A 13,232-nucleotide genomic window follows, 5' to 3' on the forward strand; every position below is an offset into this window, starting at 1 on the left:
CGGGGGCCCGAGGGCCCGCCGTCCGGGGGTCACGCGCAGGTCAGCGGGCGTGACGGGTCAGCTCGGCGCGCACCTCGTCCAGGTGGTGCCGGACCACGGGGGCGCCGTCGCGCGCCAGGTTCCGCACCGACCCGGAGTGCCCGTGCCGCAGCTCGCGCCTGATCAGCGTGAGCGTCTGCTCGTGCGCGTCGGCCTGGAGACGCAGCCAGGCCCGGTCGAACCGGTGGCCGGAACGCCTTGCGAGCACCGCGTCCAGGTCGTCGCGCTGCTCGGCCGCGGGCGCGTCCGGCAGATCGACGCGCAGCCGCTGCGCGACCTCGCGCAGCCGGGCGTCCAGCTTGCGGTGGTCACGGATCAGACCCCAGGCGATCTCACGCACGTCCTTGTCGTGCGACCTGCGGAGCGCGGCCTTCCCGGCCGCGATCTCGGCGAGATTGCCGCGGTGAGCCTGCCGCAGGTACGCCCGGTCCCGCGCCGAGGCGTGCGACGCCTGGACGGACGGGGCGGCCGCCGCACCGGGCGCGGCCACCGGCCGGACGGTGGTGGCGGCCTCGGCCGCGGCGGGTGCCGTGGCGGACACGGTCAACGCCAGCACGGCCGCGATTCCCGCGGGTGCTAAGTGGCTCCGTGCTGTTCTCATGAGTCCCTCCCTTCAATGGGACCCGTGCCTGCTGCCCCGGTTCGGTCGGGAGTATTCGCGTCAATTGGGCGGATCGAAACGGCCGTCCACGGCGGTCCAGCCGCCGTCCACGTACAACACCGAGCCCGTCACGAAGCTCGCCGCGTCGCTCGCCAGGTAGACGACCGCGCCCGCCATCTCGGGCGCGGTCGCCCACCGGCCGAGGGCGCTCTTGGCGGCGTACGCGGCGTACCAGTCGGGGTTGTCCTTGATCTGCCTGGTCAGCGGGGTCTCGACGACGCCGGGCGCGATGGCGTTGACGCGCACGCCGTACGGGCCGAACTCGGCCGCCGCCGTCCGCAGCAACTGCACCAGCCCCGCCTTCGTCGCCGAGTAGACGCCCTGTCCCGGTTCGGTCACCGACGCCCGGATCGAGGCGAACCCGATGATCGAGCCGCGTCCCCGCTCCACCATCCCGGCGCCGAACGCCCGTACGACGTCGAACGAGGCCCGCAGGTTCAGCCCCACCACCCGGTCGAACTCCTCGCCGGAGTAGTCGAGCAGCCGCTTGCGCACGTTCGTCGCCGCCGTGAACACCAGCACGTCGGCCGGCTCCTCGGCGGCGGCGGTCCGTACGGCGTCGTCGTCCAGCACGTCGAGCAGCCGCGCGGTGCTCTCGCAGCCGGCGGCGGTCTCCCGCGCGGCGTCCAGGTCCCGGTCCGCGCACACCACGGACGCCCCATGCGCGGCCAGGGCGTACGCCGCCTCCCGGCCGATCCCGCTCCCGGCCCCGATCACCACGGCCCGCCGCCCGTCGAGGCGGAACAGCGCGTCATATCCCGTCATGCAAGGCACACTAGCGACTGGTCAGACCAGTGCACCAGGTTCGCATCGCCCTGATCCGCGCGAGCACGCCGGGTCGGCGGCGCTTTTCTGTGGCGCCTTTCGGTGGCGCGGGATTGTCGGTGGCGCCTGCCAGGATGCGGAGGCATGACGACCATCGCAGGCTTCTGGGACGCCGCGGCCGACTCCTTCGACGACGAGGCCGACCACGGGCTCCGCGATCCCGAGGTCAGGGCCGCCTGGGCGGCGCGGCTGGCCGAGTGGGTGCCCGCCGGGCCGCTCGACGTCCTCGACCTGGGCTGCGGCACGGGCTCGCTGTCGCTGCTCCTGGCCGCCAGGGGCCACCGCCTGACCGGCGTCGACCTCGCCCCCCGCATGGTCGAACGGGCCAGAGCCAAGCTGGCCGGCACCGGCGCCGTGGTGCTGACGGGAGACGCGGCCGACCCGCCGGTCGGTGAGAGTCGCTTCGACGTCGTGATGGCTCGCCACGTTCTGTGGACCATCCCCGACCCGGAGGCGGCGCTGGCCCGTTGGGTGTCGCTGCTGCGTCCGGGCGGGCGGCTGGTGCTGGTGGAGGGCCGCTGGCAGACCTCCGGCGGCCGGCAGCCGAGCTACGTGCCGGGGGAGGAACTGCCATGGATGGGTGGCGTCACCGCCGACACCCTGACCACCGCGCTCCGCTCCCTGGTCGGCACGTACCAGGTGCACCCCCTCCCAGACCCGGCCCTCTGGGGCAAGGAGATCGCCGACGAACGCTACGCGGTGGTGGCCGAGCTGTGAGGACGTCCTGTCCGGAGCGGATGGTGACGGTGTAGGGGGGCACGGCCGACGACGACGTAGAGCACCGCCGGTCCGCGCAAACAGGGGCGCGCGGACCGGGAGCCGGTTGTACGGGCTGTACGGGCTGTACGGAGAGCGTCGGAGGCACGTGGACCGACGGGGCGGGCCGGCCGCGGGGCCGAGGGGCGGGTAGGGGGCGTCGTACGATGGGCGTTCTCGTTGGCGGGAAGGGGCAGGGGCGCGGTGGTGGGCAGGACGTTCGACATTGCCGGTGAGCTGCGCGTACGACGCCTCGGCTACGGCACCGCCCAGCTCACCGGCCCCGGCTACTGGGGTCCGCGCCTGCCGCCCGGCGAGGCGGTCGCGTTGCTGCGCCGAGCCGTGGATCACGGCGTCACGCTCATCGACACGGCCGACAACTACGGCCCGGGAGTCGCCGAGGAACTGGTCGCCCAGGCCCTCCACCCTTACCCCGAGGACCTGGTGCTGGCCACCAAGGGCGGTGTGATCCGTACCGGACCGGATGCGTGGCATCCCGCCGGACGTCCCGAGGATCTGCGTGCCATGTGCGAGGCGAGCCTGCGCCGCCTCCGTACCGAGACCGTCGACCTCTACCAGCTCCACCGCATCGACCCCGCCGTACCGCTCGCCGACCAGCTCGGCACGCTGGCCGAGCTGCGCGAGGAGGGCAAGATCCGGCACATCGGGCTCGACACCGTCACCCCGGAACAGCTCGACGAGGCGCTGACCATCACGAACCTGGCCTCGGTGCAGAACCGGTACAACGTGCTGGACCGGGAGTCGGAGCCGGTGCTGGCGCGGTGCGCGGAGCTGGGCATGGCGTTCCTGCCGTGGTTCCCCCTGGGAAACGGCACGCTGGCCACCAGCCCGGGGACGGCGAGAGTGGACGCCGGGCCAGGCACGGCGAGGACAGACGGCGGGTCGGGCACGGCGCGGGCGGACGCCGGGCCGGGAATCGCGCTGGAGTCGGTCGCGTCGGGGAATCCCCTGGTGCAGGTCGCCGCCCGGTACGGTGCCACCCCCGGGCAGGTCGCCCTGGCCTGGCTGCTGCACCGCTCCCCGGTCATCCTGCCCACCCCCGGCACCGGCTCGCCCGCCCACCTGGAGGAGAACCTGCGCGCGGCGGAGCTCACCCTGACCGCCGACGACCTGACGACCCTGGACACCCTCCCGTCCTGATCCATTCGACGCCCGCCCCGCATCGGCCCGCCCCGCGTCGGCTCGGCGGGGCGATGAGCGGCGGTCGGGAGGGGCCGCGTACGAACCCCCCGACACCTGCCGCCCGCGGTCGCGCCACCCCGTGCTGAACGCGTTCAAAAGACCGGAGTAGGGTCGGAGCCGTGAAGGTGGTCATCCCCGGAGGCACCGGACAGGTCGGCGCGATCCTCGATCGCGCCCTGACCGCCGCCGGCCACGACGTCGTGGTGCTGACCCGGCGGCCGGTACGGGAGCGCGAGGTCGGCTGGGACGGCGAGACCCAGGGCGCGTGGTCGGCGGAGATCGACGGCAGCGACGTCGTGGTCAACCTGGCCGGACGCAGTGTGAACTGCCGCTACACCCCGGCCAACCTACGGGCCATGATGGACTCCCGGGTGCGCTCAACCCGGGCCGTCGGCAGGGCGATCGCGGCCGCCGCGCGCCCTCCCCGGGTGTGGCTGCAGATGAGCACCGCCACGGTCTACGCCCACCGCCTCGACGCGCCCAACGACGAGGCGACCGGCCTGATCGGCGGCGCCGAGCCCGGCGTGCCCGGCTACTGGGCCTACAGCGTCGAGATCGCCAGGGCGTGGGAACGGGAGCAGGAACGGGCCGAGACCCCGCGTACGCGCAAGGTCGCCCTGCGTACCGCCATGGTGATGAGCCCCGATCGCGGCGGCGTCCTCGACGTGCTGCTGCGCCTGGCGCGGCTGGGTCTCGGCGGCCCGGTCGCGGGCGGCGCCCAGTACGTGTCCTGGATCCACGAGCACGACTTCGTCCGCGCCGTCGAGTTCCTGGCCGGGCTGGACGACCTGGCCGGGCAAGACGACCTGGCCCGGCGGGACGACCTGGCTGGGCGGGGCGAGCTGGCTGGGCCGGTGAACCTCGCCGCCCCCGGGCCGCTGCCGCAGGGCGAGTTCATGCGGGCGCTGCGGGCCGCCTGCGGCATGCCGGTGGGCCTGCCCGCGACACGGTGGATGGCCGAGCTGGGCGCGTACGCGCTGCGTTCCGACACCGAGCTGCTGCTCAAGAGCCGCCGGGTCGTCCCCGGCCGGCTGCTGGAGGCGGGCTTCACCTTCGAACACCCCCAATGGCCGGAGGCCGCCGCGGACCTCGTACGCCGGGCGCGCACGGCCCGCGCGAGCCGACCCTAGGGGGACGTGGGGCGAGGTGTCTTGCGTGGATATCGTAAGGTGCCTTACGGTTTCATGCATGATCAGTTACAGTGAGCTGGAAGCCAGGCTCGGCGTCCCCATCGGGGTCGAGGAGGCGAGGTCCAGCTGGGGGGCGCTGGTCGGCGCGGCAGGCGAGGGGCAGGTCACGCTGATCACGCGGGAGCGCTGGGAGTGGGCCGCGCTGGTCCCGCTGTCGAAGGTGCCGGGCATGTTGTCCGGACTGCCCGTCGTGTCGCTGTCCACGGCCAAGGCCAAGCTCGGCGAGCTCGTCCGCCAGGTCGCCACGCCGTACGACGACACCCCGGTGCTGCTGGCCCGCCACCGCACCCCGGTCGCCGCGCTGATCGCGGCCACCCGCCTGCTCGGCCCGGGGACGGTCGAGCAGGCCGCGCCGGCGGCCGACGTGGAGGCGCTGCTGCACAGGGGCTGCACGGTCACCCTGAGCCTCCATCCGACCGGGTCCGGCGTCATCGCCGTCGCCCGTGACCGCGACGGCGGCGAGGTAGCCGTCGGCACCGGTGACGGCGTGGAGGAGGCCCTGCGCGCGCTGGGTTGAGTACCCCCGTACTCAGGCGCGGGCGGGTGGGGCGGCGCAGGCTGGGTGGTCTCCGAGGAGCCGCGACAGGACAGGGAGCCACGCCATGACGTACCCGTACTGGGGGAGATGGGACAGGGCCGGCGTGCTCGCCGGGATCCGCGAGGCCGCGGCGGCCGAGCCGCCCGCCGCGGCCGCGGCGCCGGTCTACGTCCCCGACGACCACACGACCGTGGAGGAGTTCCTGCGCACGCCGGGCGCGCTGACGCTCGCCGAGCGGCAGGTCATCGTCCGGCAGGCGCTCCTGCTGCTGGAGCAGAACTACGCGCACCTGCCGCTCAAGGACGCCCTGTACGGCATCGACCCGCTGCAACGCTTGCGCCTCCTGCTGGCCGCGACGCAACGCCGGAGCGAGGCGACCATGGACCCGGAGCCGCGCTTCCACCGGGAGCTCCTGTCCGTCTTCACCTCGCTGCACGACCTGCACACCACCTACGAACTGCCCGCCCCCTACGCCGACGGCGCCGCCTACCTGCCGTTCAGGATCGAGCAGTACGCCGAGGCCGGCGAGCCGCGCTACCTCGTCGCCGAGATCACCCGGCCGGCCCGCATCCCCGAGGCGGTGCGGGCGACGTTCGTACGGGGGGCCGAGGTCACGCACTGGAACGGCGTGCCGATCGACCGGGCCGTCGATGTGCACGCCGAACGGTTCGCGGGCAGCAACCCGGCCGCCCGCCACGCCAACGGCCTGCGTTCGCTGCCGTTCCGGGTGCTGCGCTACCACCTGCCGCCGGAGGAGGACTTCGTCACGGTCGGGTTCCGCGGGCCCGACGGGCAGCCGGGCGAGCTGCGTACGCCGTGGCTGCTGGCCCGGCGTACGGTGCCCGCGCCGGTCGCCGGGGGCGCCCAGGGGCCGATCGGCGTCGACCACGAGGGCCAGGAGATCGCGGCGCTGATCGAGTCGCTGGTCCCGCGTGCCGCGGCGGCCGCCGCCTCGCCCTCCGGCTACCAGGAACGGGGGCGCTTCCTGTACCGCCAGGTGAGCGCGGGCGGCCGGACGTTCGGGCACGTGCGCGTCAAGGACTTCAAGCTCCAGCCGATCGACACCGACCGGTTCGAGACGGACGAGGAGTTCCTGGAGGCGCTGCGCCGGCACGTGGTCGACTTCCTCACGATCCTGGACGGATTACCGCAGGACGGCCTCGTACTGGATATCCGCGACAACCCCGGCGGGACCATCGTGGCGGGCGAGATCCTGCTGCAACTCCTCACCGCCCGTACGATCAGCCCCGAACCCGCACAGATGGTGACGACCCCGCAGAACCTGCGGCTCGCCCGGTCCGACGCGCGCTTCGGCCGCTGGGAGCCCTCGATCGACCGCGCCGTGGAGAGAGGGGTGCCCTACTCCGACGCCTTCCCGCTCACCTCGCCCGACCTCGCCAACCGCCTGGGCCAGTTCTACCAGGGCCCGGTCGTGCTGATCACCAACGCCCTGTGCTACTCCACGGCCGACATCTTCGCCGCGGGCTTCGCCGACCACGGCATCGGCGTGATCGTCTCCGTCGGCGGCAACACCGGCGCGGGCGGCGCCAACGTGGTCGAGCACCAGGACATCCTGGGGGCGCTGGCGGCGCCGTACGAACCGCTGCCGCGCCGGGCGAACCTGCGGGTCGCGATCCGGCGCACGCTGCGCGTGGGCGAGTCGACCGGCACGCCGCTGGAGGACTACGGGGTCGCGGGCGAGCGCTACCTGATGACCAGGAGGGACCTGCTGGAGGGCAACTCCGACCTGATGGAGCACGTCGCGGGGGTCCTGGCCCGGCAGGGCGCGCACCGGCTCGCGCTGTCGGCCGAACCGGGCGACGCCACCCTGTGGGTGACCGTCGAGTCCGCCGGGATCGACCGCGTCGACCTGTACGTGGACGGCCGCCCCCGCGCCTCGGCCGACGTCACCGGGTCCCCGGCGCGGATCGCCGTGCACGACGTGGTCACAGCGGCCGAGATCCGCGCCGAGGGCTACACCAAGGACGGCACCCTCACCGTAACCGCCACCCACCACCTCACCTGAGCAGCCCCAGCACCACGCTTGAGCCACCGCCACCCCACCTGAGCAGCCCAACACCTCGCTTGAGCCGCCGCCACCTCGCCGTGACCGCCGCCCAAGGCCGCCCCGGCGCAGCCGCTCGCGAGCACGGCGGAGCAGGAGGACGAGTCCGCCCGGCTGCGGTACGCCTGGCGGGCCGTCTCGGTCACCAGCCTCGGCATGTTCCTGACCGGCCTCAACTCCAGCTCGCTCAACGTCGCCCTGCCCGTCGTCGTCGCGCACTTCCACGCCGGGCCTTCCTGGCGAGCTGGGTGCTGCTGGCGTACACGCTGGTCAGCTCGGTCGGCCTGGTGGTGTTCGGGCGGGTGGCCGACCTGTTCGGCAGGCGCGGCACGTACCTGCTGGGGTTCGTGGTGTTCACCGCGGCGAGCCTGGCCGCCGGGTTCTCGCCCTCGATCGAGGTGCTGCTGGCGCTCCGGGTCGCTCAAGCATGCGGCTCGGCCATGATCCTGGCCAACAGCTCGGCCATCCTGGCCGGCGCGTTCCCGCCGGCCCGGCTGGGCCGGGGCATGGCCGTCTACATGGCCGTCATCTCCGTGGCGGGGCTGGTCGGGCCGTCGTTCGGCGGGTTCCTGGCCGGGACGGCGGGCTGGCGGTGGGTGTTCTGGTTCAACGTGCCCGTCGGCGTCGCGGCCGTCGTCTGGGGCGCGATCACCCTCCGGCCGGTGCCGAGGGGCGCGCGCGAGCGGCTGGACCTGCCCGGGATCGTCCTGCTGTTCACCTGGTTGAGCGGACTTCTGCTGGCCCTGTCGCAGGGCAGCGCGCTCGGCTGGCTGAGCCCGTGGGTGGTGGCGGGCGGGGTGGCGTTCGCGGCGGCGGCCCCGGTGTTCGCGCTGGTCGAGTGGCGCAGCCGGACGCCGCTGCTCGACCTGCGGCTGTTCGGGGACCGCGGTTTCGCTGACCTCCCTGGTCGCCGGGGTGCTGGCGGGCCGCTTCCACCCCCGGACGGTGGCGGTGGCCGGATCGGCGGTGAGCGCGGCGGGCATGGCGGTGATGCTGGCCGCGCTGGACCCGTCCGTGCCGTACGCCTGGCTCGGGACGGCGCTCGGCCTGGTCGGCGCGGGCGGCGGGCTGTTCATCACGGCCAACACCACCGCGATCATGATGGACGCCACGCAGGACCGGCTGGGCGTGGTCAACGGCGTACGGCTCATGCTGGTCAACGTCTCGACCGTGATCAGCACCGCCATGTCCCTGGCCATCGTCGCCGCGGCCGTGCCCGCCGCCGAACGCCACCTCGTCTACGCCGCCGACCCCGCCCGGCTGGCCGGCGTCGCGGACGTGCTGCAGGACGGCTACCGGCTGGCGGTCGCCGTCCTGCTGGTGCTCGCCGTGGCGGCCACCGCGGTCACGGCAGTGAGCCGCACCGGAACGCGTCGTACAGGCTGAAGGCCCCTGCGGCGGCCCGGTCCGTCAGCCGGGGCGGCGGAGGGTACGGCGTACGGCCAGGCCGCCGAGGGCCGCCGACGCGAGCACCAGGATCCCCGCCTCGGTCCACTGGAAACGCCAGAACCGGGACGGCGGATGGTAGTACACCGCGTACCGGTGACCCGCGGGAAGCCGTGAGGCCCGGCTCCGCCGGGGGTGGAAGGGCTGGAGTTCCATGTGGGGGTGAGTTTGACGATTAGTGAGGAAATATGGTCATCTCGTGACCATTGTTTCTGATGGGATGAGTTAGACGGGTCCGGGGGGACGCTTCATGCCGCACGCCCTGCTGCGCGTGCTCGCTTCGACATCCATCGCCGCCACCGCTCTGGTTGCTGCCCCACCGGCCGCCTTCGCGCGCGTCCCGGCCTCGGGAAGCGCAGCCGGGGTGCCGGTCTCGGGCAGCGCGCCCGAGACGGTGCCGGTCTCGGGCAGCGCGGCGGGAGGTGTGCCGGTCTCGGCCGGGGTGCACGCGGCGCCCCGGCGCGGGACGGTCCGGCCGGTGCCCGGCGTCGAGGAGCCGCCGCCCGCCGCGGTCGCGGTCCCGTCAGGGCCCTCGCCCGCCATCCGGCCGATCGGGAAGGGACCCGTGGGGCCCGAGCCGCCGGAGGTCACCACGCCCGCAGGGACGGGACTCGCCGACGGGATCGCCGCCCAGGCCGCCCGGCGGCAGGAACGGCAGGGGCTCGGCCGCCAGGCCCCCGACCCGGCCGCCCTCCTGCCCGACACGGCCGATGCCGCCCCGCTGACGCTCCTGCGCCCGTCCGCCGCCGTGGCCAAGGCCTTGGAGGTACTGCGTCTCGACGGCCCCCAGGCCACTCGCTCCCACGGCGGTCGCACCCCGCCGGCGAGCCGGGGGAGTGCGGCGGGTCGTACGCCGTCCGGCGCGCGGGCGAGCGGGCTGACGTACCGGTTGTGCGTGGTCGGAGAGACGGGGACGGTGGCCTGCTCGGCGCGCAGGCCTGTGGCCGTGCCCGTCGCCGCGGACGTCACCGGCGACGGCCTCCCCGACCTGGCGGCCGACCTGGTGCCCACGGCGAGCCCCGCGAACGGGGACGTCGGCCTCGGCTTCGCCGTCAGGAGCCTGTCCGGCGAGCGGGTACGGGCGCTCGTCTGGGCCGAGTACGACGACAAGGTGACCGTCGGGTTCGACGGCCTGCGCAAGGGCGGCTCGCTGTCCGTGCTCGACCGCGGGACGTTCACCGTCGACCTCGCGGGCCGGACGGTCAGGGCGAGCGTCACGCGCAAGGACCCGGGGCCGTCCGCCGCCACCGTGGCCGGGCTGACCGGGCGCACCGCGGTGAGCCTGCGCCAGACCCCCGCCACCGGACGCCTCACCGTGGAGGCCACCCTCGCCGCGCCGGGCCCCGCCAAGTCCGCCGCCACCCCGTCCGCCGCCACCCCGTCCGGCGCCGATCCGGCCCGGCTGGACGTCACCGCCTCCGCACCGGCCAGGCTCGAAGCGCTCGCCCTCACCCGGAACCGCTTCACACAGGCCGTGCTCGACCGCATGCCCACCCGCGCCCAGGTACGCCTGTCCGGCGGCCGGATCCGCTTCACCGCCCCCGCCCCGATCGGCCGCGCCGAGCTGCACACCCACCTCTACCGCGACGGCCGCCTGACCACGGTGACGAGCGCCGAGCTGCGCGACGTGCCCCGCTCCTTCACCGCCGGGTACGCCCTGGCAGGTGGCAGGCAGACCCTGACCGTCGAGTCGGCCCGGCCCGCGCGGACCGGCTCGGCGAGCATCCTCTCCTACGACCGGACCGCGGCCAGGACCGTGTTGCGGGCCGAGCTGAGCGGCCTGCCCGCCCGGGTGCGCATGGAGAACGACCCGGCCCGCCACCGCGTCACGCAGACGGCCAGCTCGCCCATCGGCAGGTTCGCCGCCGTGCTGCAGCGTGCCGGCGGCGCGCTCTCCAGCCCCGGCGGCGGTCACGTCACCATGATCAAGAACGGCGACGCCGTCGGCATCTCCGCGCTGCTGTCCGGGTTGTCGGGATTCGACGTCACGTACGGCGGCGCGCCGCACGTCCGTCTGAAGGTGGGGTCGAGCGGCCGGTCCTTCGTGGGCGCGGCGAGCATCGACGGCACGCACCTGGCGCGGATGGAGGTCTCCAACACGCCCGCCGAGATCGACCTCACCCTCGACCCCGCCGCCAGGAAGGCCGTCTACCGGGCCAGCGGCATGATCGACCGGGTCCGGGCCGCCTACGCGAACGTGCGTACCGGCCCGACGATCGACGGCACGGTCCGCGGCGTGCGCCACGACGTCAGGACCGCCTGGACGCTGGGCGGGCGTTCGTCGGTCGAGGTCACCACGTCCGGCCGGCTGCGCGACGTCCGCCTCTACGCGGCCAGGTCCTACGTCACCACCCTCGGGACCACCGGGAGAGGGGACGACGTACGGGTGGACGCGCAAGGGGTCGGCGAGCGGGCCGAACTGGTCGCCGACGCCGCGGCCGGGACGCTCACCTGGAACTCCGCGGCCCCCGTGGCCAAGGTGTCGGCGCTGGCCCGGATCAGGACCGGCGGACGCGACCTCAGGGCCGCCGCCGACGTGACCGGTGTGCCCGCCCGCTTCGACGCCACCTGGAACGCGGGCTCCTACCGCTTCCGCGGCCTGTCCGGCCCGGTCGGGTCGGCGGCGCTGGCCGTCACCAACCACGACGGCGCCACGTCCCCCACCGGCCCGCACCTGGCCGCCCACTACGACCAGGCCAGCGGCGACCTCGACGCGAGCGTCCTGGTCAAGGGCCTGTCGCGGGTCGAGTTCAGCCCGTCGGGCCAGGGGTTCGCGGCCGGGTTCCGCGCCGCCCGGCAGGAGCTGGCCGTGGACGCCGACCTCGTCCTCGGCGACCTGCGCTTCGGCGTGCTCGGCCGGGTGGGGCCGGTGCCGGGCGACCTGACCGTCGCCGCCACGCCCGAGGGCAGGCTCACGTACTCGGGCTCCCGGCTCGGCGTGACCGCCCGCGCCTGGCTCGGCAGGACCGCCGCGCTGGCCCGGATGCGGGCCGCCCCCGCCGTACGGGACGGCCTGTCGCTGGTGGACGGCGGCTGCCCGGCCGGGGCGCGCGGCTGCGGGCAGGGCCCGTTCTGCGTGCCGGGACGCGGCTGCTACGGCCTCCAGGGCTACCTCGACGTGACCGGCCTGCCGAACCAGGTGACGATCGACCCGGCGGGCGGCACGTTCGCCTTCTCCGGGTTCGCGCCCAGACGCCGGGCCCTCGCCCTCTACCTGGCCAGCGGCGTGATCGCGCCGGTGCCGGTCAAGGCGCGGGCCACGCTGAGCCGGCTGCCCGCGCGCGTCACCCGGTTGTCGCTGGGGCCGTTCGGGGCCGGGCGGGTCGCCTACCGCGTCGAACCGGCCGCCACCCTCGGGGCCCTCGACGTACGGGCCGAGGCGGGCGGGCTGCGCGGCCACGTCGCCCTCGACCCGGTGCCCGCCGCCGTGGACGTACGGGCCGAGTACGGGGCCAGGACCCGCGTGCGGGTCAGCAACTCCGCGCCGGTCGAGCACCTGACCGCCCGGGTTACCCTGCCCGGCCGGGGCACCGGCGAGCTGCGGTTCGCCGACGTGCCTGCGGTGCTCGTCGTGGACGCCGACGCCTCGCCCGCCGGGCTGAGCGTGCCCGCGATCACCTACCGGGGCGGGAGCAGCACGCTGGACGGCCGCCTCGACGTCGAGGGCGGCCTGGTCGATGCCTCCGGACGCCTCGGCGACGTCTCGCTCGCCGTCGAGGACCTGGCCGCCGACACCACGATCAGGCTCAACCCCGACCAGTCGTTCGACCTGGCCTCGAAACCCGGGCCGACGGGCCGGATCGCGGTGCGCGCGGGGTTGCGCGTGGGCCCGGTCGCCAGGCAGCGCGTGGCCGTCTCCAAGGAGGTCCCGTACACCGGGGGCTTCCTCACCTACCAGGTCGGCGGGGACTTCGCGCTGGGCGCCGGCGCGGTGCGCGAGGTGTCGCTGACGGTCCGGCGGGTGTCGTGGTTGCGGGTGCGGCCGGGCAGGATCCCGTTCGGGCTGAAGGCCCCGGCCGGGGCCGGGTTCCTCGCGCCCGGCTTCGAGGGCGCCTACGACCGTCTCGTCCTGGCCGCCAAGGGCGTGGACCTGCGTCCCGACGTCTCCCTGCGGGTCAGGCTGAGCAGGAAGGTCGGCGCGGACGTCTTCACCGACTCGATGCGGCTCACCCGGGTCACCTCGCTCGCGCCGCGCCGCTACGACCAGCGCATGCGCCGCATCGGCGCCCGTCAGGAGATCGCCGCCGCCGGGATCGGGCTGGCCTGCCTCACGGTGGACGCCAAACCCGGCTTCGTCGCAGGCGGCAGGGACGGCTCGATCACCCTGCGCGGCTCCGACGGCCCCCAGATGGTGTCCCTGCTCGACCCGGGCGGGCAGGCGCCTGACTACGCCGTGGACCTGCTGACCCACTTCATGTCGCCGTTCCCCGGCGCCGGCTGGGAGGTGGCGGGTGCGAAGGCCGGCTCCTGCGCTGCGCCCCGCCGGTCCGGTGACCGCTGAACGGGCGG

General features: G+C 74.8%; 12 protein-coding genes and 1 pseudogene. 8 read left to right on the forward strand and 5 right to left on the reverse strand.

What is annotated here, in order from left to right; translation table 11 throughout:
* Positions 1-40 precede the first annotated feature (40 nt).
* Entirely contained in the window at positions 41-640 is a 600-nt protein-coding gene (locus IEZ27_RS00900; protein ID WP_189645423.1) for a DUF4142 domain-containing protein, read from the reverse strand.
* Positions 641-700: 60 nt separating this feature from the next.
* Positions 701-1,465 (reverse strand): SDR family NAD(P)-dependent oxidoreductase, encoded by a 765-nt coding sequence (locus IEZ27_RS00905; protein ID WP_189645424.1) that lies wholly within the window; start codon positions 1,463-1,465, stop codon positions 701-703.
* 144 nt (positions 1,466-1,609) lie between these two features.
* Between IEZ27_RS00905 and IEZ27_RS00910 the strand changes: the two genes are divergently transcribed.
* From IEZ27_RS00910 to IEZ27_RS00930, 5 genes are all read left to right on the forward strand, one after another.
* Positions 1,610-2,242 (forward strand): class I SAM-dependent methyltransferase, encoded by a 633-nt coding sequence (locus IEZ27_RS00910; protein ID WP_189645425.1) that lies wholly within the window; start codon positions 1,610-1,612, stop codon positions 2,240-2,242.
* Positions 2,243-2,488: 246 nt separating this feature from the next.
* Positions 2,489-3,442, forward strand: a complete 954-nt coding sequence (locus tag IEZ27_RS00915; RefSeq protein ID WP_229823025.1) for an aldo/keto reductase — start codon at positions 2,489-2,491, stop codon at positions 3,440-3,442.
* Between the two features lie 161 nt (positions 3,443-3,603).
* Positions 3,604-4,614 carry a DUF1731 domain-containing protein gene (locus tag IEZ27_RS54840; protein WP_189645426.1) on the forward strand — a complete coding sequence of 337 codons (1,011 nt, stop codon included), beginning with the start codon at positions 3,604-3,606 and terminating at the stop codon, positions 4,612-4,614.
* Between the two features lie 58 nt (positions 4,615-4,672).
* Entirely contained in the window at positions 4,673-5,191 is a 519-nt protein-coding gene (locus tag IEZ27_RS00925; protein ID WP_189645427.1) for a type II toxin-antitoxin system prevent-host-death family antitoxin, read from the forward strand.
* 85 nt (positions 5,192-5,276) lie between these two features.
* The gene (locus tag IEZ27_RS00930) at positions 5,277-7,238 is read left to right on the forward strand and encodes a S41 family peptidase (protein WP_189645428.1); all 1,962 of its coding nucleotides are present in this window, start codon (positions 5,277-5,279) and stop codon (positions 7,236-7,238) included.
* 226 nt (positions 7,239-7,464) lie between these two features.
* Here the strand turns inward: IEZ27_RS00930 and IEZ27_RS00935 are convergent, their stop codons facing one another.
* A complete protein-coding gene (locus tag IEZ27_RS00935) occupies positions 7,465-7,635 on the reverse strand; it encodes a hypothetical protein (RefSeq protein WP_189645429.1) in 171 nt (56 codons plus the stop codon).
* Here IEZ27_RS00935 and IEZ27_RS55415 point away from each other — a divergent pair.
* A pseudogene (locus IEZ27_RS55415) lies at positions 7,568-7,891 on the forward strand (MFS transporter); the annotation flags it as partial. The gene IEZ27_RS00935 and the pseudogene IEZ27_RS55415 overlap by 68 nt on opposite strands.
* Here IEZ27_RS55415 and IEZ27_RS00940 read toward each other — a convergent pair.
* A complete protein-coding gene (locus tag IEZ27_RS00940; RefSeq protein WP_189645430.1) occupies positions 7,792-7,995 on the reverse strand; it encodes a hypothetical protein in 204 nt (67 codons plus the stop codon). The pseudogene IEZ27_RS55415 and the gene IEZ27_RS00940 sit on opposite strands and share 100 nt — an antisense overlap.
* A 197-nt stretch (positions 7,996-8,192) precedes the next feature.
* Here IEZ27_RS00940 and IEZ27_RS00945 point away from each other — a divergent pair, with 197 nt between their 5' ends.
* Positions 8,193-8,663, forward strand: a complete 471-nt coding sequence (locus IEZ27_RS00945; protein ID WP_189645431.1) for a hypothetical protein — start codon at positions 8,193-8,195, stop codon at positions 8,661-8,663.
* A 24-nt stretch (positions 8,664-8,687) separates the two neighbouring features.
* On the opposite strand, the gene IEZ27_RS00950 is transcribed toward IEZ27_RS00945, so the two are convergent.
* Positions 8,688-8,879, reverse strand: a complete 192-nt coding sequence (locus IEZ27_RS00950) for a hypothetical protein (RefSeq protein ID WP_189645432.1) — start codon at positions 8,877-8,879, stop codon at positions 8,688-8,690.
* Positions 8,880-8,973: 94 nt separating this feature from the next.
* Between IEZ27_RS00950 and IEZ27_RS00955 the strand changes: the two genes are divergently transcribed.
* Positions 8,974-13,224 carry a hypothetical protein gene (locus IEZ27_RS00955; RefSeq protein ID WP_189645433.1) on the forward strand — a complete coding sequence of 1,417 codons (4,251 nt, stop codon included), beginning with the start codon at positions 8,974-8,976 and terminating at the stop codon, positions 13,222-13,224.
* Positions 13,225-13,232 lie beyond the last annotated feature (8 nt).

Source organism: Nonomuraea spiralis, assembly GCF_014648435.1.
In the GTDB taxonomy this organism is placed as follows: domain Bacteria; phylum Actinomycetota; class Actinomycetes; order Streptosporangiales; family Streptosporangiaceae; genus Nonomuraea; species Nonomuraea spiralis.